At 65.4% G+C, this 23,036-nt stretch carries 17 protein-coding genes and 1 pseudogene; 9 read left to right on the forward strand and 9 right to left on the reverse strand.

Going from position 1 to position 23,036, the window contains the following annotated elements; genetic code table 11:
* Positions 1-23 precede the first annotated feature (23 nt).
* Positions 24-1,640, reverse strand: a complete 1,617-nt coding sequence (locus ACQ4W4_RS20035) for a M28 family peptidase (protein WP_436543428.1) — start codon at positions 1,638-1,640, stop codon at positions 24-26.
* Positions 1,641-1,776: 136 nt separating this feature from the next.
* Here ACQ4W4_RS20035 and ACQ4W4_RS20040 point away from each other — a divergent pair, with 136 nt between their 5' ends.
* From ACQ4W4_RS20040 to ACQ4W4_RS20050, 3 genes are all read left to right on the forward strand, one after another.
* Entirely contained in the window at positions 1,777-2,658 is an 882-nt protein-coding gene (locus ACQ4W4_RS20040) for an alpha/beta fold hydrolase (RefSeq protein ID WP_436543429.1), read from the forward strand.
* Between the two features lie 200 nt (positions 2,659-2,858).
* Positions 2,859-5,012: a DEAD/DEAH box helicase gene (locus tag ACQ4W4_RS20045; protein WP_436543430.1), complete on the forward strand. Its 2,154-nt coding sequence runs from the start codon at positions 2,859-2,861 to the stop codon at positions 5,010-5,012.
* Between the two features lie 437 nt (positions 5,013-5,449).
* Positions 5,450-7,111, forward strand: a complete 1,662-nt coding sequence (locus tag ACQ4W4_RS20050; RefSeq protein ID WP_436543431.1) for a methyl-accepting chemotaxis protein — start codon at positions 5,450-5,452, stop codon at positions 7,109-7,111.
* 33 nt (positions 7,112-7,144) lie between these two features.
* On the opposite strand, the gene bamE is transcribed toward ACQ4W4_RS20050, so the two are convergent.
* The 5 genes from bamE to ACQ4W4_RS20075 are packed head-to-tail and all read right to left on the reverse strand — an operon-like array spanning position 7,145 to position 10,584.
* Entirely contained in the window at positions 7,145-7,453 is a 309-nt protein-coding gene (bamE, locus tag ACQ4W4_RS20055) for an outer membrane protein assembly factor BamE domain-containing protein (RefSeq protein WP_436543432.1), read from the reverse strand.
* On the reverse strand, positions 7,450-8,238 hold the full coding sequence (locus ACQ4W4_RS20060) for a hypothetical protein (protein ID WP_436543433.1): 789 nt from the start codon (positions 8,236-8,238) through the stop codon (positions 7,450-7,452). The genes bamE and ACQ4W4_RS20060 overlap by 4 nt, the downstream gene beginning before the upstream one ends.
* Before the next feature lie 48 nt (positions 8,239-8,286).
* Positions 8,287-8,646 carry a nucleotide pyrophosphohydrolase gene (locus ACQ4W4_RS20065; RefSeq protein WP_436543434.1) on the reverse strand — a complete coding sequence of 120 codons (360 nt, stop codon included), beginning with the start codon at positions 8,644-8,646 and terminating at the stop codon, positions 8,287-8,289.
* Positions 8,643-9,104: a GNAT family N-acetyltransferase gene (locus ACQ4W4_RS20070; RefSeq protein WP_436543435.1), complete on the reverse strand. Its 462-nt coding sequence runs from the start codon at positions 9,102-9,104 to the stop codon at positions 8,643-8,645. The genes ACQ4W4_RS20065 and ACQ4W4_RS20070 overlap by 4 nt, the downstream gene beginning before the upstream one ends.
* Before the next feature lie 37 nt (positions 9,105-9,141).
* The gene (locus ACQ4W4_RS20075) at positions 9,142-10,584 is read right to left on the reverse strand and encodes a cytochrome P450 (protein WP_436543436.1); all 1,443 of its coding nucleotides are present in this window, start codon (positions 10,582-10,584) and stop codon (positions 9,142-9,144) included.
* Between the two features lie 135 nt (positions 10,585-10,719).
* Here ACQ4W4_RS20075 and ACQ4W4_RS20080 point away from each other — a divergent pair, with 135 nt between their 5' ends.
* The gene (locus ACQ4W4_RS20080; RefSeq protein WP_436543437.1) at positions 10,720-11,577 is read left to right on the forward strand and encodes a helix-turn-helix domain-containing protein; all 858 of its coding nucleotides are present in this window, start codon (positions 10,720-10,722) and stop codon (positions 11,575-11,577) included.
* Positions 11,578-11,674: 97 nt separating this feature from the next.
* Here the strand turns inward: ACQ4W4_RS20080 and ilvB are convergent, their stop codons facing one another.
* Positions 11,675-13,423: a biosynthetic-type acetolactate synthase large subunit gene (ilvB, locus tag ACQ4W4_RS20085; protein ID WP_436543438.1), complete on the reverse strand. Its 1,749-nt coding sequence runs from the start codon at positions 13,421-13,423 to the stop codon at positions 11,675-11,677.
* Between the two features lie 99 nt (positions 13,424-13,522).
* On the opposite strand from ilvB, the gene ACQ4W4_RS20090 reads away from it, so the two are divergent.
* Both ACQ4W4_RS20090 and ACQ4W4_RS20095 read left to right on the forward strand, forming a co-directional pair.
* Positions 13,523-13,984: an Lrp/AsnC family transcriptional regulator gene (locus ACQ4W4_RS20090; RefSeq protein ID WP_070217690.1), complete on the forward strand. Its 462-nt coding sequence runs from the start codon at positions 13,523-13,525 to the stop codon at positions 13,982-13,984.
* Positions 13,985-14,214: 230 nt separating this feature from the next.
* A complete protein-coding gene (locus ACQ4W4_RS20095) occupies positions 14,215-16,716 on the forward strand; it encodes a TonB-dependent receptor (RefSeq protein ID WP_436543439.1) in 2,502 nt (833 codons plus the stop codon).
* Here ACQ4W4_RS20095 and ACQ4W4_RS20100 read toward each other — a convergent pair.
* The gene (locus tag ACQ4W4_RS20100) at positions 16,713-17,360 is read right to left on the reverse strand and encodes a response regulator (RefSeq protein ID WP_436543440.1); all 648 of its coding nucleotides are present in this window, start codon (positions 17,358-17,360) and stop codon (positions 16,713-16,715) included. The genes ACQ4W4_RS20095 and ACQ4W4_RS20100 overlap by 4 nt on opposite strands.
* A gap of 8 nt (positions 17,361-17,368) precedes the next feature.
* Positions 17,369-18,280, reverse strand: a complete 912-nt coding sequence (locus ACQ4W4_RS20105) for a histidine kinase (protein ID WP_436543441.1) — start codon at positions 18,278-18,280, stop codon at positions 17,369-17,371.
* A gap of 432 nt (positions 18,281-18,712) precedes the next feature.
* Between ACQ4W4_RS20105 and ACQ4W4_RS20110 the strand changes: the two genes are divergently transcribed.
* From ACQ4W4_RS20110 to ACQ4W4_RS20120, 3 genes and pseudogenes are all read left to right on the forward strand, one after another.
* Positions 18,713-19,528, forward strand: coding sequence for an NF038120 family PEP-CTERM protein (locus ACQ4W4_RS20110; protein ID WP_436543442.1), 816 nt, complete (start codon positions 18,713-18,715; stop codon positions 19,526-19,528).
* Position 19,529: 1 nt separating this feature from the next.
* Positions 19,530-22,694: a S8 family serine peptidase gene (locus ACQ4W4_RS20115; RefSeq protein ID WP_436543443.1), complete on the forward strand. Its 3,165-nt coding sequence runs from the start codon at positions 19,530-19,532 to the stop codon at positions 22,692-22,694.
* A 109-nt stretch (positions 22,695-22,803) separates the two neighbouring features.
* Positions 22,804-23,036 (forward strand): annotated as a pseudogene (locus tag ACQ4W4_RS20120) (IS3 family transposase); the annotation flags it as partial.

The following is a 23,036-nucleotide window of genomic DNA, read 5'->3' on the forward strand; positions in this document are numbered from 1 at the left end:
GTGGCCAGTATTTTTCATGGTGCCTAGCGCTTCACTTTTCCAAACGCCTCGCCCTTGTTCCATGTAGGCAAATTCTTGTCGTTCGCCAATTCGTAGCCCAGGTTCAAGGTGAACTGCGCCTGCTGCACCATGCCGGACAAGTCCCACGACGGGTGATATTCATCGGTGACCTGGTGGTAATCCTTTTTAAACGCGACCAGACGTTCGCTTGACGCCTTCGGCTCCTTGACGAAGTCGAACGAGCCGTCGCCGGAAAACACGGCCGAGCCCACGTTGAAGGCGGGCACGCCGGCCTTGGCGAAGGCAAAATGGTCGGCCCGGTAAAAGGCGCCGGACAGGTCGGGTATCGTCGGCGCCAGGCGCAGGCCCATGCGCTTGGCCACCCTGGCGGCGCTCGCGTACAAGCTGCTGCGCTCGGCGCCGGCCACGCCGATGTCGTGCGTCTTGCCGACGAAGTTCATGCTGTCGAGGTTCAAGTCGGCGGCCGTCTTGGCCAGCGGCCACAGCGGCGCGCGCGTGTAGGCCGTGCTGCCCAGCATGCCCGTTTCCTCGCCGGCCGGCCACAGGAAGATCTGCGTGCGGCGCGCCGGCTGTTTCACGGCCACTTGCGCCATGGCCAGCAGGGCCGCCGCGCCCGAGGCGTTGTCGATGGCGCCGTTGTAGATATGGTCGCTTTGACCTGCGCGGGTGCTGCCGTCGTCATCCTTGCCCAGGTGGTCCCAGTGCGCCGAGTAAATGACGGCTTCATCCTTCAGTTTCGGGTCCGTGCCCGGCACGATGCCGGCCACGTTGAATTGCTCGATGCTGCGCACCTGGCTGTCGAGTTGCACCTTGACCGTCGCGTTCAGGGCCACGGGGCGGAATTCGCGCGTTTCCGCCTGCGCGCGCAAGGCGTCCAGGTCCTGTCCGCCCGCCTGGAACAGCGCGCGCGCCATGTCTTCCTGCAGCCAGCCTTCCATCGCATTGCCCGCGCCGGCCAGGTTGAAGCGTTCATGGCCGAAACCGTTGGCCGGCACCGACCATGGATATGACGCCGATGCGGTCGTGTGGATCAGCAGTACGCCGGCGGCACCCTGGCGCAGCGCTTCCTCGTACTTGTAGACCCAGCGGCCGTAGTAGGTGAGGGACTTGCCGGCAAAACGGTTCGGTTCGGCCGCGGTCGGCTGCGGGTCGTTGACCATCATGATGACGAGCTTGCCCTTCAAGTCGATGCCCTTGAAATCGTCCCAGCGTTCCTCGGGCGCGCGGATGCCATAGCCGGCAAACACGACGGGCGCGTCGAACGCCACTGTCTGCTGGCCATTCGCCGCGCCGAAGACGATGTCCTTGCCGAAGGCGGGGGACAAGGTCTTGCCGCCCGCGCTGAAGGTCACTGTGCTCGATGGCAAGGCCTTGCTGCCGACGATGGTCAGCGCCTGGCGGTAGCTGCCATCCTTCAACGGCTGCAAGCCGGCCACGGCCGCCTGCGTTTCCAGGTAGCGCACGGCCAGGTCGCCGCCGCGCTGGCCCGTGCCGCGTCCTTCGAGCAAATCGTCGGCCAGGAAGGACAAATGGGCGCGCAAGGGTGCTTCGGCAACGAGCGGTTGGGCGAAGGCGGCCGTGCTGAACAGGCTGGCGGCGAGGACGACGGGAAAGCGCATGACAACTCCAAAAGTGAATACGGGAAAGCAAAACAGCGGCAATCTTACCTTACAGCATTGCTCTGGCGTAGCGCGCGGCGTGCGCAAGCCGATTGCGGCCACAATGGCCGCTGGCCCACCGACCAGGAGTCGTTCCATGAATGCCACTAACTTGCAATCGAGTCATACCCTGCGTACCGCCGACGGCACCTTGATTTATTACAAGGACTGGGGCAGCGGCCCGCCCGTCGTCTTCAGCCACGGCTGGCCATTGTCGTCCGACGCGTGGGAAGACCAGATGTTTTATCTTGCCGCGCGCGGCTACCGCGTCATCGCGCATGACCGGCGCGGCCATGGCCGCTCGAGCCAGCCCTTCGACGGCAATGACATGGATACCTATGCCGACGACCTGGCCGCGCTGATCGAGGCGCTCGACTTGACGGGCGCCACCCTCGTGGGTCACTCGACGGGCGGCGGCGAAGTGGCGCGCTATATCGGCCGCCATGGCACCGAGCGCCTGGCCGGCGCCGTGCTGGTGGGCGCCGTGCCGCCGCTGATGCTGCAAACCGCGGAAAACCCGCTGGGTTTGCCGCTGTCCACATTTGACGCCATCCGCGCGGGCGTGCAGGCCGACCGCAGCCAATTCTTCCGCGACTTGAGCGAGGCCTTCTATGGCTACAACCGGCCCGGTGCAAAGCCGTCGCAGGGCGTGCGCGACAGCTTCTGGCTGCAAGGCATGCAGGCGGGCATGCCGGCGTCCTATTTGTGCATCAAGCAATTTTCAGAGACGGATTTCACCAGCGACCTGGCCAAGTTCGACGTGCCGACCCTGGTGATCCATGGCGACGACGACCAGATCGTGCCGATCGCCGCCTCGGCGCGGCGCACGGCTGAGCTCATCATCGGCAGCAAATTGCTCGTGTATGCGGGCGCGCCGCACGGGCTGGCGACGACGCACAAGGACCGGCTGAACGAGGACTTGCTGGAGTTTTTGCGCCACTCGGTCGATGCGGCAAGCAATATCGAGGCACACCTGTAAAACGGGCATATCTATTGCAAAACTCATAATGTTGCTTTGTTTTTGCACCAATTGCGTGCGGATCGCCGATTTTTCTGCGTTTTAGAATGCAAAAAATGGCGTTCTGCCGCCTCGTTCCACCCGGTAAGGTCCAGTAAAGAGTAAACTAGCAGATACACTCTTTCGCATTGGGCGATTCGAGCGAACTTGTGAGTGATTTCATGTCTGATACACCAATTTCCTTATTTTCCGACCTTAACCTGAGCGAGCCGCTGATTCGCGCGCTTAAGGATGTCGGTTACGAAACACCGTCGCCTATCCAGGCGGCCACGATTCCATTATTGCTCGCCAACCGCGACGTGCTGGGCCAGGCGCAAACGGGCACGGGTAAGACCGCCGCCTTCGCCTTGCCTATCCTGTCGCGCATCGATCTGAAACAAAGCTCACCCCAAGCCCTGGTCCTGGCACCGACGCGCGAACTGGCCATCCAGGTCGCCGAAGCGTTCCAGGTGTACGCCGCCCACATTCCCGGCTTCCACGTGCTGCCGATCTACGGCGGCCAAAGCTACGGTCCGCAGCTGTCGGCCCTGCGTCGCGGCGTGCACGTCATCGTCGGCACGCCTGGCCGCGTCATCGATCACCTGGACAAGGGTTCGCTCGACCTGTCCAAGCTGAAAACGCTGGTGCTGGACGAAGCCGATGAAATGCTGCGCATGGGCTTTATCGACGACGTTGAGCGTATCTTGAAAGAAACCCCGGAAGGCCATCAAACGGCCCTGTTCTCGGCCACCATGCCTTCCGTCATCAAGCGCATCGCCACCACCTACCTGGTGAACCCGGCCGAAGTGACGGTCGCCGCCAAGACGGGCACGGCCGACAACATCCGCCAGCGCTACTGGCTGGTGTCGGGCATGCACAAGCTCGACGCGCTGACCCGCATCCTGGAAGCGGAAGCGTTTGACGGCATGATCATCTTCGCCCGCACCAAGCTGGGCACGGAAGAGCTGGCCGGCAAGCTGCAAGCGCGTGGCTTCTCGGCGGCCGCCATCAATGGCGACATCCAGCAAGCCCAGCGCGAGCGCACGATCCAGCAGTTGAAAGACGGCAAGATCGACATCCTCGTGGCAACCGACGTGGCCGCCCGCGGCCTGGACGTCGAGCGCATCAGCCACGTCGTCAACTACGACGTGCCGCACGATCCGGAAAGCTATACCCACCGCATCGGCCGCACGGGCCGCGCCGGCCGCAGCGGCGAAGCGATCCTGTTCATCACCCCGCGTGAAAAGAACTTGTTGAAAGCCATCGAACGCTCGACCCGCCAGCCGATCGGCATGCTGGAACTGCCGACCATCCAGGCCGTCAACGACGTGCGCATCGCCAAGTTCAAGGAACAGATCAGCGAAACCCTGGCTTTGGGCGAACTGGAGCAGTTCCAGTCGCTGATCGAGGACTTCGAGCGCGAACAGAACATTCCCGCCATCGAAATCGCCGCCGCCCTGGCGAAGATGGCGCGTGGCAATACGCCGCTGCTGCTGGACAAGAACAAGGCGCGCGAGCAAGCCACGTGGCAAGACGACCGTCCTGTGCGCCAGGACCGCTTCGAGCGCAACGACCGTCCGGAGCGGGGCGACCGCTTCGACCGTAACGAGCGCAGCGAACGCCCGGCCTTTCCGAAGAAGGAACGCATCCAGCGTCCGGCCGACGCCGGCATGCAGACCTTCCGCATTGAAGTCGGTCATCAGCATGGCGTGAAGCCGGGCAATATCGTGGGCGCCATCGCCAACGAGGCGGGCATCGATTCGAAAAACATCGGCCGCATCGAAATCTATGACGACTACAGCGTCCTGGATTTGCCAGACAGCATGCCGAAGGAATTGCTGGATCAGCTCAAGACCGTGTGGGTCGCGGGCCAGCAGCTGCGCATCAGCCGCGACGGCGATGCGCCGGACCTGGCGCCGGCAGCCGCGCCGCGCAAGCCGTTCGCCGCCAAGTCCGCGCCAGCGTTCAAGGATGCGCCAGCGGACGCGGGCGACGCAGCACCGGCACCGCGCGCGCCGAAGAAGGAACGTCCACGTCCAGGCGTGACGGCGTACCGCATCGAAGTGGGCCGTGAGCACGCCGTGACGCCAAGCAACATCGTCGGCGCCATCGCCAACGAAGCGAACCTGGAAGCCAAGCATATCGGCCGCATCGATATCTTTGACAACTACAGCGTGCTGGATCTGCCGGAAGGCATGCCGCCGGAAATCCTCGACCACCTGAAATCGGTCGTGGTCTCGGGCCAGAAACTGCGCATCAGCCTCGATGACGGCACGACGGAGCGCAAGCCTGCGCCGCCGCGTCCAAAGTCGCCACCGCGCAAGACGTACAAGTAAGCCATCCCCACGGGCGCTACGGCGCCCGTGTCGCGGATTGGAGACAAGTTTCCCCTACTGGCGCATTCGCGCCAGTTTTTATTTTCCCTCAAGAAATGTTCATGGTTGCCGCCTTATGGTCGGCGACAGGCGCCGCATGGGCCGGCGGTTATTGCGGCCCTTGCGCGTCTTTTTATCGGCGCAAACACCCTATTTATTGGCTGACGCGAAGATACATAATTTTTTATTAATTATTGTGTCTGCGCGCAATTTGAATTTTACATTCAATAAAATCAATCAAGTTGAATCAAAGTAAATTCTAAAACATAAATGAATTGGTTTTTATTAAATTTTTTGACCAGTGTCACTGTCGCCGGGGCGATATATCATGGGTGCTTGATGTGGTATATTGTTTTTATGATTTTGTTATGCTAGTTGAGAAAAATAGAGGAGCGACGATGCGGGTCAATACGCCTATCACGCAAAATGAATACGTATTAAATGAAGGCATGACGATTGTTTCCACCACGGATTTGCAGGGAAACATCAATTACGCCAATCAGTATTTCATTGAGGTCAGCGGTTTTTCAGAAATGGAACTGCTGGGTGCACCACAAAATATTCTGCGTCATCCCGATATGCCGGCCGAAGCGTTTGCCGACCTGTGGGACACCATCAAGACGGGCATGCCGTGGACCGGCATGGTCAAGAACCGCTGCAAGAATGGCGACTTTTATTGGGTCTTCGCCAATATCACGCCCGTCATCGAAAACGGCCGCCCGATCGGCTATATGTCCGTGCGCACCAAGCCCACGCGCGAGCAGATCAACGAAGCGGCAGCCCTGTATAAAAGTTTTAAAGATGGCAATAGCGCGAACCTGGCGATCCGCAATGGCCGCGTCGTGCGCCAGGGCTGGGCCGCCAAGCTGGCCGAGTGGCGCAAGCTGAGCCTGTCGCAGGACATCGCCCTGCATTGCATCATCTTCGGCGTGGTGCTGGCCATCCTCGGCTGCGCCGTGTGGAATATCGACGGCGATACGAGCACGGCCACGCGCAGCTGGCTCAGCGGCGCCGCCGCCGCGGCCATCGCGCTGATGCTGTATTTCTGGGCCCATCTGCACAATTCCATCGTCGCCCCGCTGGGCGAGGCCATCACGATGGCGCGCAAGATGGCCGGGGGCGACTTGACTGGCGTGATCGACAAGGTGCGCGACGACGATATGGGCCAATTGATGGCGGCCTTGCGCCAGACCAATATCAACTTGCACAGCATCATCGGCGACGTGCGCGCCAACTTCGAGGATATCCGCATCACCACGGCGGAAATCGCCACGGGCAATATGGACTTGTCCAGCCGCACGGAATCGCAGGCGTCCAGCCTGGAGCAGACGGCGGCCAGCATGGAGGAATTGACCTCCACCGTGCAAAACAGCGCCGACCACGTGGCCACGGCCAACGACCTGGCGGTGCAGGCATCGACCGTCGCGGCCAAGGGCGGCACCATCGTCAGCGAAGTGGTCACCACGATGGACGAGATCAGCACCTCGTCGCGCAAGATTCTCGACATCATCGGCCTGATCGACGGCATCGCCTTCCAGACGAACATCCTCGCCTTGAACGCGGCCGTGGAAGCGGCCCGCGCGGGCGAGCACGGCCGCGGCTTTGCCGTCGTGGCGGGCGAAGTACGGAGCCTGGCGCAGCGCTCGGCAACGGCGGCGAAAGAGGTGAAAAACCTGATCGACCATTCGATCGCCACCGTGAATGCGGGCAGCGTGCTGACCAGCAATGCGGGCGCCACCATGACGGAAGTGATCGCCTCGGTGGCCCGCGTGACGGAAGTGATGGACGAGATTTCGTCCACCACGCGCGAGCAGAACCAGGGCATCGGCCAGGTCAACCAGGCCGTCATCCACATGGATGGCATCACGCAGCAGAATGCTGCCCTGGTGGAGCAGGCGGCCGCGGCCGCCACCAGCCTGGCGCAGCGCACCGACAGCGTGGCCCAGTCGATCGGCATCTTCAAATTGAAGGCCTCGCCCAAGCGCAAGGCGGCCGGCGTGGGGCGCAGCCCCAGCGTGGCGGCCGGCGTGGCCTCGCGGGCCCTGCTGAAGGCAAGATAAGCAGGCCACCCCGCCAGTGCCATGCTGGCGGGGTTACTTCCGTACCTGGTACACCTCGCCGCTGCGCACCTGCTTCACCACCCCATCCCCGCCAAACAGAATCACATATTCTCCCGGCGCGCCCGAGGCGGCCGGGTAAGTGTACATCCACACTTCATTGCCGCTGTCGAAGCGGATGGCCGTGCTGTCGCCCAGCGCGGCGCGCACCTGCTCGCGCGTGCTGCTGCCCGGCTGCACCGTCTGTTCCAGCGTAGCGTAAGGCACGTTTTTGCTTGCCTGCAAGGCGCGCGTGCCCGAGCACCCGGCCAGCAGCATCAGCACGATCAGCGACAGCCGCTTCATGGCGCCACCTCGTCCATGTAGGTAAATTCCAGCAGGGTGTCGTCGGGCCAGCTTTGGTCCCACAACGGTGCGTAATACGTGCGGTCGAGCAGCACCTGGCAATCGCAATAGGGCAGCGAGGCGGGCGTCTGCTCGCCGCCCGCATACAGCATGGTGAACGGCAGGGCCAGGCGGCGCTCGCCATGCACGAGGGTCACGCCGAACAGGGGCCGGTCCGTGAAGAACAGATAATTGCCGTCCGGCTGCGAGCAGACCTTGTCTGTGCTGTAGAGCATGCTGGACAGCCAGGCGATGATTTGCGGGTCGTTCGAGATCAGGCCGGAATCCATGCCGGCGCGGCATTCCAGGCGCAAGTCGCCCAGGCGCCGCGTGCCGGGCGGCAAGCCGGGCGTGATCACCTGCGCGCGCCAGCTCATGGTGGTGGCCTTGCGGTTGGCGATCAGCACGGCGTCTTCGCGCGCGGCCTGCGCGTTGCGCACGGGGGCAAAGCTGTTGTCCTCGGCCAAGGGCAAGGGAATGCTGACGGTGTCGCCCGCGATGCGCAGCTGCACGCCCGTCATGTCCACGCCGGGCTGGCGCGGCAGCAAGCGAAAGCGCAGCACGGCCTGCGGCGCCAGCGCATGGTCGCGCTCGAAGCGGTCCACGCCCTGCAGCATCTTGCGGTAGGATTTGTCGACGGGGTCGCGCGTGGCGTCCACTTTCACTTGCGGCACGGGCGCGGTTTGCGCCAGCGCAACAGCGCCAGGAAGCAGCAAAGCCAGCAGGAGAGGTAAGTAGGCACGCATGGCCCGATGCTACGCCTTTTTGCGCATCAGCCACGCACGGCTGGGGGATCAGTACTCGCTGTATTTGCGCGCGTCGCCGCGTACCTGCTGCGCCGGGTATTTCTGCGCGTTCAGTTCCATCTTGTCCAGCACCGCTGCGTGCAGGTCGACGCCGCTCTTGTCTGCCAGGCGCACCAGATACATCAGCACGTCGGCCAGTTCGTGGCGGATGCCCGTGCGCTTCGCCTCGTCCAGTTCGCTATCCGCGCCCGTGGGCAGCCACTGGTAGTGCTCCACCAGTTCCGCCACTTCCACGGACAGGGCCATGGCCAGGTTTTTCGGCGTGTGGAACTGGTCCCAGTCGCGCTCGTCGGCAAAGGCGCGCAGGCGGGCGCGGATGTCGAGCAGGCTGTCGGCGGGCGCGCTCATGCCGCCGCCTGCAGCAGTTTTTCCATGAACACGCTGAATGGATCGTCGCGGTAGTCGCCGTACGGCCCACGCCGCTGGTAGCCGTGGCGCGCGTACAGGGCGATGGCGTCGGGCTGGTGGATGCCCGTCTCCAGCGTCAGCAAGCGGCAGCCGCGCGCCAGCGCCTGCTCTTCCAGCAAGGCCAGCAAGCGCTTGGCCAGACCCAGGCCGCGGCTGTCCGGGTGCACGTACATGCGCTTGACCTCGCCGAAAGCGGGCGTGACGACGATGGCGCCGCAGCCGCGCGCCGCGCCTGCTGCATCGCGGGCGACGGCGAACAGCAGGGTGTCAGGAGGCAGCGATGCCAGGTCCAGCGAGTAGACGCACTCGGCCGGATACAGGGTCTGTTGATAGGCATCCAGCTCGGCGATCAGGGTCTGCACGTCGGCTTGCTGCGGCGATTCCAGGTGAATTTGCATGGGGGAAAGCACGTTGACTGAGATTCCCCCCATGGTATCACTGTGGCCGCGCCAGACGCATCGTCAGGCCGATGGGCGACATCACAAACCCCATCAGTTCCTGCGCCTCGCCGCCATCGGGCGTGTCGACGCCGGCGATGTCGAAGCTGCCCAGCAGCATGGCCATGGCGATCTTGATTTCCAGCAAGGCCAGATAGCGGCCCGGGCACGTGCGCAAGCCGGCGCCGAAGGGCATCGAAGCGCGCTTGTTGTTGGCCTCGCCGCCCTCGGCCAGCCAGCGCTCTGGCTGGAAGGCCTGCGGGTCGGGAAAGTGCGCATCGGACACCGTGTCGTTGCGCATCACGCACCACACGAGCGTGCCGGCCGGCACGGCGATGTCGCCGATGACCGTGTCGCGCAGCGCCTCGACGGGCAGGAAAGGCGCCACGGGCTTGAGGCGCATGGCTTCGCTGGCGCAGGCGCCCACATAGTCGAGGCTATCCATCTGCTCGATCGTGAACTGGGTCGCGTCGGGCGCCAGGCGCCGCACTTCCTCGCGCGCCTTGGCCAGGCAGCCTGGATGGCGTTGCAGCAGATAGATCATCCAGGACACCGTGTTGGCCGTCGTATCCTCGCCCGCCAGCAGCATGGTCAGCACATTGCCGGCCACGTTGCGGTCTGTCACGCCGCTGCCTTCCAGGTCGGCGGCGGCGATCATGGCTTCGAGCAGGTTGGGCGGACGCTCGCGCCGTGCCGGATCGCGCGCCATGCGCGTGCGCGCCTGCTGCACCAGGTCGGCCACGGCGGCGGACAGGGCCGCCACGTCGCGGTCCAGCCGGCGGTCGATGGGCAGCTTGACATAGCGCCAGTACGGGAACATGGACAGGCTGCGCCGCGCCACGGCGGGCAGGATGTCGTCCATGTGGCGCTGGATCACGTCTTCGCCCGATTCGAGCGTATTGACTTCCGTGCCGAAGGCCAGGCCGGCGATGATGTCGACCGTGTAGCGTTTCAGGTCGCCGTCGAGGTCGATCGCCTGGCCTTGCGTGGCGGCAAGATGCCAGCGCCGCTGCAGGCGCTGCGCCACCGTCACCAGCGCAGGGAAATACGCCTTGATGGCGCCGGGCGCCATGCCGGCCATGACCATGCGGCGCTGGTTGCGCCATTCCGTGCCCTCGGCCAGGAACAGGCCGGGCACGCCGCCCATTTCGTCGGAGACGACGGAGCTGCTCAGGGGACGGCGAAAACCGTCGGGCCGGTCGCGCAGCACGGCGCCGACGGCCTCGCTGTCGGCCACCACCAGCACCAGGGTGCGGCCGAACCAGGCGCGCAGGTAGGGGCCGTAGCGCCGCACCCACTCTTCCACGTCGCGGTGGATGCGCGTGAGCTTGATCTGCAGGCTGTTGCCGACGATGGGCAGGGCGAACGGCCCCGGCAAGCGGCGGATCTGGCGCAAGGGCCGCGCGATGGCGGGCGCGGCGGCGTGGTCGAGTGGCGGCATGAACATCTCCTGTCGATACGGTGAAAGTACGAGGATTGCTTGCAATAATAGCCACACTCTACGCGATTGCGGTCCGTTTGTATTGAACGAATACGACATCGTGCGCGGCCGGAAATTGCCGGTACAATCGTCGCCATGCCAGCCACCCCTACGCCCCAGACCCGTTTGATCGCCCCGCGCGCCGCGCTCGCTTCCTGCGTGCGTGCCATCCTCGTGCGCGACACCACGGGCTGCGCACCCTTGCCGCCGGCCCAGCGCCTGAACCGCTTTCCTGCCGTGCCCATGTGCAGCATCATCTGGACCGTCGCGGGCGATGTGGAAGCGGCCGCGCCGGGCCTGTCGCTGCCGGACGTGCGCATGCCGCCCGCGCTGTTCGGCGGCCCCCGTTCGTATCCGCTGGTCAGCTACAACCCCGGTCCCGTGCACTCGTTTGTCGTGATGTTTTATCCGGCCGCCCTGCATGCGTTGACGGGCATATCGATGGATGCCTTGCTGGACCAGTTCCGCCCCCTCGTCGCGCTGTTCGATGCCGACTGGCTGGCCCTGTCCGACGCCGTGCTGGCCGCGCCGGACGATGGCGCCCGCGTCAGGCTGGTGGAGGATTTCCTGGCGCCCCGCTGGCTGCTGGCGCGCAAGAATGGCGACCATCCGGCCGGCGCCGTGCAGGACTGGGTGCGCCGGCTGGGCGTGCAGGCCGCATCGACGGGCCTGGCCAGCAGCGCGCGCCATATCGAGCGGCGCATCAAGGCCTGGGCCGGCCAGCCCATGCGCACCTTGCGCCGCATGCGCCGCGCGGAACAGCTGTTTCTCGACGAGCGCGGCGGCATCCTGCAGGGCACGGCGTCCTGGTCCGACGTGGCCGCCAGCGGCGGTTACGCCGACCAGGCGCATTTCTGCCGCGAGACGCGCGAAATCACGGGTTTGAGTCCCACGGAGCTGGCGCGCGCCATCCGCGACGATGAGAGTTACTGGATCTACAGAATCTGGAATTGAGGGCGTAGGTCGGATTAGCGAGGCCTGGCCTCGCGTAATCCGACGCCATTGTTGACGGCACATGTCGGATGACGCGGCGTCCCGCCGCCAATCCGACCTACCGCTCGCTGTACACCTTTCCCTTGGATAAAGTGACCTCATGGTGCCCCGCGCCGGGGGCCATCATGGGGAAGCAGTTTTCCGCGCCATGCACGCGCACGTCGAGAAAATACGGGCCGTCGGCCGCCAGGCACTCGGTCAATGCCGCGTCGAGCTCGTCGCGCCGGCTCACCGTGTGCGCCTGCCAGCCGAAGGCCCGCGCCAGCGCGACGAAGTCGGGCAGCGCTTCCGTGTAGCTGTGGCTGTAGCGCCCGCCGTGTATCAGTTCCTGCCACTGGCGCACCATGCCCATGTAGCCATTGTTCGACAGCACCACCTTGACGGGCAGGCGGTGCTGCACGGCCGTCGCCAGTTCCTGGATATTCATCAAAATCGACGCGTCGCCGCTGACGCACACGACGCAGGCATCCGGGTGGGCGATCTGTGCGCCGATGGCGGCCGGCAAGCCATAACCCATGGTGCCGGCGCCGCCCGAGGTCAGCCAGCGCCGGGGCTGCTCGAAGCGCAGGTGCTGGGCCGCCCACATCTGGTGCTGGCCCACGTCGGTGGAGACGATGGCGTCGCCGCCATCTATGCTGTCGAGCGCCGCCTGCAGCCGCCGCATCAGCGCCTGCGGCGCGATGACGTCGGGCGTGTCGTCGAAGGCCAGGCAGTCCTGCGCGCGCCAGCCGTCGATGCGCTGCCACCACGGCTGGCGGTCCGCCAGCAGGCGGCCGCGCAGCTGCGCCAGCAGGGCCGCCAGCACGGGCGCGCAGTCGCCGCGCAGGGCCACGTCGGCGCGCACCACCTTGCCGATCGAGGCCGGGTCGATATCGACGTGGATGATTTTCGCGCCGGGGCAGAAGGCGTCCAGCCGTCCCGTGACGCGGTCGTCGAAGCGGGCGCCCACGCAGACGATCAGGTCCGCATGGTGCATGGCCAGGTTCGCTTCCAGGGTGCCGTGCATGCCCAGCATGCCGAGGAAGGCCGGGTGCGCGGCGGAAAAGGCGCCCAGGCCCAACAAGGTCAGGGTGCAAGGCGCGGCCGCCAGTTTCACCAGCTGGCCGAACGCGGCGCAGGCTTCCGGGCCGGAATTGACGAGGCCTCCGCCGCCATAGAACACGGGCCGGCGCGCGGAGGCGATCAGGCTGGCGGCCCGTTCCAGGTCGGAGGCCGCCGGCAGGGGCGCCACTGCCGGCATGTTGGGGGCAAGCGCCACCGTTTCCTCGACCCGCGCCAGCTGCAGATCCTTGGGGAAATCGACCAGCACGGGACCGGGCTGTCCCTGCGTGGCCTGGATAAACGCTTCGCGCACGACGGCCGCCGTCTCGTCGGCCGACTGGATTTGCCGGTTCCATTTGGTGACGGGGCGCGAGATGCCCAGCGCATCGCATTCCTGGAAGGCGTTGGTGCCGATGCTGGTGGTGGCCACCTGACCGCTGATGCAGATGACGGGAATGGAGTCGCACAGGGCGTCGAGCAAGCCCGTGGTGGTATTGCTCATGCCGGGGCCGGACGTGACGAAGACGACGCCGGGCCGGCCCGTGCTGCGCGCATAGCCCTCGGCCGCGTGCACGGCCGCCTGCTCGTGGCGCACCAGCACGTGGCGCAGGCGGGGCTGGGCATGCAGCGCATCGTACAGGGGCAGCACGGCGCCGCCCGGGTAGCCGAAGACGGTGTCGACGCCCAGCGCCAGCAGGGTGTCGATCAGGGTGCTGGCGCCGTTATGGGATGCGCGAGCGAGGAGGGGAGCGGGGTCGGATTTCATGGCCTTATTTTCTGCCTGATGCGGCAGAAAAGGCTGCTGGTTTTCTCGTATAGAATGCGATATTCAGCAAAATTTGCTGCAAAATATCGAAAGAACAGAATGAAGCTGGACAAATTCGACCTCGCCATCCTGACGGCCCTGCAGCAGGACGCCCGCATCAGCCTGCATGACCTGAGCGCCAAGGTGGGCCTGACGTCGTCGCCGTGCTGGGCGCGTATCAAGCGCATGGAAGACGATGGCGTCATTGAGGGCTACACGGTAAACGTCAACGCGGCCAAGGTGGGACTGGCCGATACCGTGATCGTGCAAGTGACGCTGGACGACCATTCCGACCAGGCCCTGTTCGAGTTCGGCCACGCGCTGGCCATGATCCCGGAAGTGCTGGAAGCGTTCCTCGTCTCCGGCGACTACGATTATTATTTGCGCATCGCGGTCAGCGACACGCGCGACTACGAACGCCTGCTGCGCGAGCGCCTGTATAAAATTCCCGGCATCCGCCACAGCAAGTCGAGCTTCGTCTTGCGCCAGCTTAAGCAGAGTTATTTGCCCTTGCAACGTTAAAACACCTGATCAAACCTACTGCGCGTCGTGGTGCACGGCTTGCGATGCTCACTGCCTCGGCGGCCCCGCGCAAGCACAGTTGCGCTTCTCGGCCACGCTCCCCTTCCGCTCGCTACGGTTTTATCAGGTGTTTTCAATTCCCTGCACGGCGGGAGTTTTTCCCTAGTTCATTAATGGTGGCTGTCCGATACTGGACAGACATAAAAACCATGATAAAACCGGGGACACGCATGAAACTGACTTTATTGGCCGCCGCCGCCATGGCCGTGTGCCAGGCGCAGGCCGCCGACCTTGCCGCTGACACCGGCCTGGTTGCAAGCCTGGCCGCCTCGGGCGACTTGCCCACCGTCATCGTCACGGGCAGCATGCCGCTGCCCACCGTGGAGCAGCCGCGCGATGCGCTCGCCGCGCCCGTGCAGACGGCCAGCGCGCAGCAGATCGCCGGAAGTCAGGCGCTCGACATTTCCGCCTTCCTGCGCCGCAACCTGGGCAGCGTGGTTGTGAACGAGGTGCAGAACAACCCGTTCCAGCCCGACGTCAGCTACCGCGGCTACACGGCCTCGCCCCTGCTGGGCACGCCGCAAGGGCTGTCCGTGTATCTCGATGGCATGCGGCTGAACCAGCCGTTTGGCGACGTCGTCAGCTGGGACTTGATCCCGCGCATGGCGATATCTTCGCTGACCCTGATGCCGGGCTCGAATCCCCTGTTCGGTCTGAACACTCTGGGCGGCGCGCTGGCACTGCAGACCAAGGATGGCAAGACCAGCCCCGGCACGGCCGTCGAGGCGCGCCTGGGTTCCGATCAACGGCGCGGCGTCGAGGTCGAGCATGGCGGCAGCAATGCGCAGGGCTGGCACTGGTATGTGACGGGTAACCGCTTCAAGGAAGACGGCTGGCGCGATGATTCGCCGTCCGACGTGCGCCAGGTCTTCGGCAAGCTGGGCTGGAGCGATGCGCGCACCGATATCGCCGTCACCGTGGCCCACGCGGACAATGCGCTGACGGGCAACGGCTTGCAGGAGCAGCGCCTGCTGGCGCGCGATTACCGCAGCGTCTACACCAAGCCGGACTTGACGGAAAACAGGTCGACCCTGTTGAACCTGACGGGCAAGCACCAGGCCGGCGCTGGCTTGCTGCTCTCCGGCAATGTGTACTACCGCAAGATCGACACGCACACGTTTAATGGCGACCTGAACGACGAGTCGCTCGACCAATCCGTCTACCAGCCCGGCGCGGCCGAGCGCGCGGCGCTGGCGGCGGCCGGCTACACGGGCTTTCCCGCCAGCGGGGCGAATGCAATCAATACGCCTTTCCCGAAGTGGCGCTGCATCGCCAACGTCTTGCTGAACGATGAACCGGCCGAAAAATGTAACGGCATGCTCAACCGTAGCCATACCGCGCAGGAAAACTATGGCTTCTCCGGCCAGTTCACGGCGCTGGCCGACGCGGCGGGAGCGCGCCACGCCGTCACGGCTGGTGCCGCCTACGACATGAGCCACGCCACGTTCCGCCAGACCAGCCAGTTCGGCCATCTGAACCCGGACCGCAGCATCACGCCCGTGAACTTCTTTGCCGACGGCACGGAAATCGACGACGACGGCACGCGCGTGGACAACCGGGTCGACTTGAGCGGGCGCATGCGCACCTGGAGCGTGTATGCGAGCGATAGCATGGCGTTCAATCAAGCGTTGACCCTGACCATCTCCGGCCGCTACAACCGCAGCACGGTGCGAAACCGCGACGCCATTACGCCCGGCGGCGGCAGCGGCTCGCTCGACGGCGACCACCGTTTCAGCCGTTTCAATCCCGCCATCGGCCTCGCTTATGCGCCGGAGAAGGGCGTGGGCGCCTACCTCGGCTACAACGAAGGCAGCCGCACGCCGACGGCCATCGAACTCGGTTGCGCCGACCCGGACAACCCGTGCCGCCTGCCCAACGCCATGGCCGGCGATCCGCCGTTAAAACAGGTGGTGACGAAGACGTGGGAAGCGGGCGTGCGCGGCCAGTGGGGCGCGGTGGCCCGCTGGAGCGCGGGCGTGTTCCGCGCGGAAAACCATGACGATATCCTGTTCGTCGCCGACAACCAGGCGGGATTTGGCTATTTTAAAAATTTCGGCAAGACGCGCCATCAGGGCGTGGAACTGGCGGCCGATGGCAAGGCCGGCGCGCTGGACTTCGGCGTCAATTACACGTGGCTGCAGGCGACGTACCAAAGCCGGGAAACCGTCAACGGCAGCGCCAACAGCAGCAGCGACGCGGACGCGCCCGGCCTGGAAGGCAATATCGTCATCACGCCCGGCAACCGGATACCGCTGACACCGAGCCACATCTTCAAGGCGCACGTGGACTATCAGGGCGGACGCGACTGGACGGTGGGCCTGGCCATGACGGCCGTGTCGAGTGCCTACGCGCGCGGCAATGAAAACAACCAGCACCAGGCGGGCGGGCCGGCGTACCTGGGCGCGGGCAAGAGCGGCGGCTACGCCGTGGTCGAGCTGAACGGCAAGGTCCAGCTGACGCGACAGCTGAGCGTGTTCGCCCAGGTGAATAACCTGTTCGACCGCAGATATGCGACGGCGGCCCAGCTGGGCGCGACGGGGTTCGACGCCAACGGCAATTTCGCCGCCCGGCCATTGCCCGCCGTGAACGGCCACTATCCAATGGTCAACGCGACCTTCTATGCGGCCGGCGCGCCGCGCAGCGTGAATGTGGGCTTGCGCTATGCGTTTTAAGGCTGGACGTGCTCGATGACCCCGTTGCGCAAGGCCAGGTGCACCAGGGCGGCGGGGCCGGGCACGTCGAGCTTTTCCTTGATGCAGGTCTGATGGTTGGCCACCGTCTTGCTGCTCAGGTGCAGCAGGCGGGCGCAATCGGCGGCGCTGCGGCCTTCGGCCAGCAGGCGGAAGATTTCGAATTCACGCTGGCTCAGGCTGCTCAAGCGCTGGGCTTCCGCACTGGCCGTACCGTGCAGCGCGCCCGGTGCGCTGTGCGGGTCCAGGTAGCGGCGGCCCGCGTGGGCGGCGCGCACGGCGTCGACCAGGTGCTCCGGGTCGGCCTGCTTGCTGACGAAGCCGCAGGCGCCGCCCTCAAACGCGCGCGCGATCAGCTGCGGCGTGTCGTGCATGGAAAACACCAGCACGCGCGCGCCAGCATCGCGGGCCAGCAGCTTGCGCAGCAATTCCAGACCGCCGATGCCGGGCATGGACAAATCCGTCACGCACACGTCGGGCGCGTGCTCCTGGTACAGGGCATACGCCGTTTCGCCATTGCCGGCCTCGGCCACGACGGCGATGTCGCCGCCCTGTTCCAGCAGGCGCCGGTAGCCCGTGCGCACCACCGGGTGGTCGTCCACCAGCATTACGCGGATCGGGGGCATGGCCGCGTTCATGCCGCACCGGCCGCCAGCGGCATCGCCACTTCGATGCGCAAGCCGTTGCCCAGCGCGCTGATCCAGCGGATATGGCCGCGCAAGCCCGCCACGCGCTCGCGCATGCCCAGCATGCCGAAGCCGGATTCCTGCGCCATGTCCTGGCGCAAACCCCGGCCATTGTCTTCGATGGCCAGGTGCAGCACGCCATGCGCATCGGCGCGCAATTCCACCGTGGCGCGGTCGGCGCCCGCGTGGCGCGCCACGTTCGTCAAGCCTTCCTGCACCAGGCGGTAGACGGCGGTGGCGGTGCCGTCGTCGAGGCTGGCGGGGATGGCGTGCGGCGCGAAATGGCAGGCGATGCCGTGCTGCTGGGCCCAGCTGTCGCACAGCGCCTGCAGGGCCGGCGCCAATCCCAGGCTGTCGAGCACGGGCGGGCGCAGCCGGCGCAGCATCGTGCGCACCATCGCATGCAGCGCTTCCGAGGAACGGGCGATGCTGGCGGCGCAGGCCTGCACGTTGGCCTGGTCGCCCTCGCGCGCGCGCAGGATGTAGCAGGCGGCGGCGCGGATGGCCGTGCAGTCCTGTCCCACTTCATCGTGCAGCTCGCGCGCCAGCGCGCAGCGCTCCTCTTCCTGCGCGCGCAGCAGGCGCTGCGTGAGGGCGCGGTTCTGCGCCAGCAGCAGCGCCACCTGGCGTCCGCGCCGCACGGCAAAGCCGGCCAGCGCCAGCGCCAGCAGCAACAGGCTCAGGGCCAGTTCATCGAGTTGCCAGTGTTCCTGGCGCCAGAGTGCGTGCGTCAGCCGTTCGGCCAGGTCCAGCCTGGCGGCCAGCAGGAAAAAAGCCAGCGCCAGCGCGCAGCACACGAGGAGGCGCCGGGCCGGCCGCGTGCCTGAGCGGCCGCTGCCGGCCAGTTGGTAGTGTTCCATGATGCTGCTCCCTGAGCACGGTCGATCTTCTTGTTGTGCAAGCTTCATGCCATCGGTGCAGGGGCGGGCGTCATGCGGGGCAGGGGAGGAGTGACTGTTCCAGGATGGAACAGGTGTACCGCGATGTGACGGTGGGCGCTTGCGCTGGCCGCAGGCACGGTTTTCGAGCTTATCCGAAGTCGCGCCGGCACGCTGGCGCACACGCCTGCAGTGCGATGCATTGTTGTTCCAATGTAACGTTGAGGTTACTCAAACTTTCATAGATAAAACAAAACAAAGTTTCGCAGGCTTAGATAAAAAATAAATAAATGATATTAAAAATATGATATTTGTTTTGTGCGATTTGCTATATTTGTTGACACTTTTGTGAAAAAGCTGAAAGCGGGCGACAGACCTGCCGACCTATCTATCCACAACAAACAAGGGAATAGAATGAATCGTCCATCACATGCGCGGGTATCACCCGCCGCCGTCTATCCACCCGCTACCCGCGGCCGCACCACCGTCCTGGCCGCGCTGGCCGCCTTGTCCGTGCTGGTCTCGGCGCCGGCCATGGCCGATGTCCTGACCTTCGATAATTTGCGTCCCGACGTGTACGAAAGCGGCCAGACGCTCAATACGTCGAGCTACAACCTGCGGTTCCTGGCCGACCCGACCACGGCGGCCGGTGGCGGCGTCAGCGGCGTAGGGGCCATTCTCGATGGCCGCGTGGGTTCGTCGTGCGATATCGCCGCCTGCCCGCAGGGCGCCACCGGAAACTACCTGGCCATCCTCAACGATGGCGGCGTGAATTTCGCGCGTGCAGACCACCAGGCGTTCAGCCTGGCCGGATTCGACTATTCCTTCATCGCGCCCGTCTCCGGCTTGCCCAACATGCAGTGGGGCGAACTGCAGCTGAGCGGCACCCTCAGCAACGGCCAGGTGATCAGCACTTCGCTGGCGTTTCCCGGCCAGGGCAGCGACGGCAACTACCATTTCCGGAGCGCGTCCCTGCTGGGCGGTTTCAGCAACTATGCGTTTACGGGCCTGACCTTCAACGCCTGCATTTTCAATGACACTGGCGTGTGCAGCAATTCCATCGATTTCCCTGCCTTTAACCAGGGGCAGTTTGCGCTCGACAATATCAACGTCAGCGCCGTGCCGGAACCGTCGACCTACATGCTGCTGCTGGCCGGCCTGGGCGCCATCGGCATGCTGTCGCGCCGCCGCGCCGGCAAGTTCGCCGCGTTCACCGTGCAAGGAGCGTGAGATGAAATTACGTCCCGTTTCACTCGCCATCCTCCTGCTGGCCGCCAGCCTGGCGCAAACGGCGCAGGCGCAGGAACGCCGTTCCTACATCGTGCAGCTGGTCGACAAGCCGGCCGCCACCTACACGGGCCAGGTCGACGGCCTGGCCGCCACCAAGCCGGCCCCGGGCGCGCGCATCAACGTGGGCGCCGCCGACGTGCAAGCCTACCTGAGCTACCTCGACAGCAAGCAGGCCGCCGTGGCCGGCACCGTCAGCGCGGCTGAAATCACGCACCAGTACAGCGTCGTCTTCAACGGCTTTTCCGCCTTGCTGACGGACGATGAAGTGCGGGCCCTGAAGAAAAACAGCGGCGTGGCCAGCATCAGCGCCGACTCCATTCTGCAGCTCGACACCACTTACACGCCCAGCTTCCTGGGCCTGGACAAACCGGGCGACATCTGGGAGCAGCTGGGCGGCAAGGCGCACGCGGGCGAAGACATCATCATCGGCATCGTCGACAGCGGCATCTGGCCCGAGAACACGGCCTTTGCCGACCGCCTCGACGAGAACGGCGTGCCCAGCCACAGCGGCAGCAACGTCGTGTACGGCGCGCCGCCGGCCAGCTGGCAGGGCACTTGCCAGACGGGCGAAGGTTTTAGCGCCGAGAATTGCAACAACAAGCTGATCGGCGCGCGCTACTACCGCGCCTCCACCTCGGCGCTGCACTGGACGGAATTTTTGTCGCCGCGCGATTCCGTCGCCGGCCTGACGGGCCACGGCGGCCATGGCACGCACACGGCCTCCACGGCCGGCGGCAACAACGGCGCCATCGCCACCTCGAATGGCGTGTCGCTGGGCAAGGCCTCGGGCATGGCGCCGCGCGCCCGCATCGCCGCCTATAAAGTCTGCTGGACGGCCGCGTCGACCGGCCGCAACGGCTGCGCCACGGCCGACAGCGTGGCCGCCATCGACCAGGCGGTCAAGGATGGCGTCAACGTCATCAACTTTTCCATCGGCCCGAACGCGGGCGGCGGCGCCTTCGACGAACCGACGGAAGTCGCCTTCCTCGGCGCGGCGGCGGCCGGCGTCTTCGTCGCCACCTCCGGCGGCAATTCCGGCCCGGCCACGCCGGCGCCCGACGTGCCGGCGCCCGTCTCGCACATCAGCCCGTGGCTGGCCACAGTCGCCAATTCCACGCATAACCGCCTGTATGCGGGCAATGTCATCCTCAGCAACGGCACGAAACTGGAAGGCGCATCGAGCAATGCGAAGACGCCGGCGCTGCCGCTGATCCGCTCGCGCGACGCGGGCCTGGCCGGCGTGCCGCCGACGGACGTCAATCTGCTGCGCTGCTTCGGCGCGGCCGATGCCGCCCCGGCTTATCTGGACCCGGCGAAAGTGGCGGGCAAGGTACTCGTGTGCGACCGTGGCGGCAACGTGCTGGTCAACAAGAGTGCGAATGCCAAGACGGCGGGCGCGGCGGGCGTGGTCATCGCCAACGTGGCCGGCGGCGCCAACACCATCGTCAATCAGGCGCACGTGCTGTCGACCGTGCACCTGGCCCAGGCGCAGGGCGACGCGCTGAAGGCTTTCATGGCGTCCAATCCGGACGGCACGGCGGCATTGGGCGAAATCCACACGATCGCCGACACGACGGTGCAGGCGCCCATCGTCAGCGACCGTTCCTCGCGCGGACCGAACGTGGCCAACGCGAACATCCTGAAACCCGACCTGTCCGCGCCCGGCACCAACATCCTGGCCGGCGTGACGGCCGACCTGACGCCGGCACAGCGCGATGCCGTGGCGGCTGGCGGCGCGGCGCCCGTCGCCGAGTGGGATTTCTATTCCGGCACCTCGATGGCCAGTCCGCACGTGGCCGGCGTGGCGGCGCTGCTCAAGCAGCAGCACCCGACCTGGTCGCCCGCGGCCATCAAGTCGGCGCTGATGACGACGGCCTTCAGCACGTATTCGGATGGCTTGAACGGTTCCGTGTCGTGGGATGCCACGGCGAAGAACTCGGGCCAGCTGCCGTGGGGCCAGGGCGCCGGCCACATCGCGCCGAACAGCGCGGCCGATCCCGGGCTCGTGTACGACGTGTCGGAAATCGACTATGCGCGCTTCCTGTGCGGCCTGAACCTGAAGGTCTACAGTCCGGCCACCTGCCAGGCCATCGGTACCATTCCTGCCTATAACCTGAACCTGGCGTCGCTGACGGCGGCCAACGTGCTGGGCACGCAAACCTTGACGCGCACGGTGACCAACGTGGGCGCCAGCAGCGCCGTCTACAACGTCTCGGCCAGCCTGCCCGGTTACACGGTGGCGGTGACGCCAACGAGCCTGAGCCTGGCGCCGGGCGCCAGGGCGCAGTACCAGGTCAAGCTGACGCGCACCACGGCGCCGGCCAATACCTGGACCTACGGCGCCCTGAGCTGGACGGATGGCACGCACACGGTGCGCAGCCCGCTGACGGCGCGTGGCACCTCGCTGGCCGCCATTCCGCTGGTCAGCAGCGAAGCGGCCACGGGCAGCAAGGTGCTGACCCTGGGCACGGGCTTCTCGGGTGCGCTGGTCGGCGTCAAGTCGGGCCTGGTCGAAGCCGTGCGCCAAACGCGCACGATCGGCCAGGCGGCGACGGGCGCCGCCGCATCTGCCGCCTGCAAGGCGGGCGGCGCCACGGGCGTGAACGTGCACAACGTGGTGATCCCGGCCGGCACCCTGGCGGCGCGTTTTGCCACCTACGACTCGGAAACGACGGGCGGCGCGCATACCGACATGGACATGGAGGTCTACAACGCCGCCAATGTACTGGTCGGCAGCAGCGGCAATGAAAGTTCCAATGAGCAAGTGGAACTGCGCCTGCCCGCCGCCGGCACCTACAAGGTGTGCGTGATCGGTTTCGCGCCGCAAAACGGCCAGGCCGACTACACCCTGTCGTCGTGGGTGCTGGCGCCGGGCTTGTCGAATGGCGGCTTCAAGGCGCTGATGCCGGGCACGGCCTACACGGGCGGCACGGCGACTGTTTCCCTGAGCTGGTCCAACCTGGCCGAAGGCAAGCGTCACCTGGGCGCCGTCGGCTACCAGGTCGCTGGCGTGGTGCAGGGCGTGACGGTGGTCGAGGTCAATACCAACGATCCCGTGCCGCTGTTCCAGAACGCGCGCGGCGACAAGCCGGTGCTGGCCGACTAAGCCATTGCTGGTCTGAACGCAAGGCGTGCCTCCGGGCACGCCTTTTTTTATGCGCCTGACCCGTCCTGGAATAAGTTGACACTTTTTCGTTACAGAGAAGGAGTGTCCGATGGAACAAGGGTTTCGACGCAGTCAGCGAGATTACAGCCTGGCTTTTAAATTGAGCGTTGTCGAGCAGGTTGAAAAAGGCGAGATGACGTACAAGCAGGCGCAAACGCGCTACGCAATACAGGGTCGGTCGACAGTTTTGGTATGGTGTCGCAAACACGGCCTGCAGGATTGGACGCATTCCAGGGGCCGAAGCCAACGGAGGGCGACCATGACAGACACGCCAGTCAAGCC

This window comes from Janthinobacterium glycogeni (assembly GCF_051380725.1).
Classification (GTDB): Bacteria; Pseudomonadota; Gammaproteobacteria; order Burkholderiales; family Burkholderiaceae_D; genus Janthinobacterium.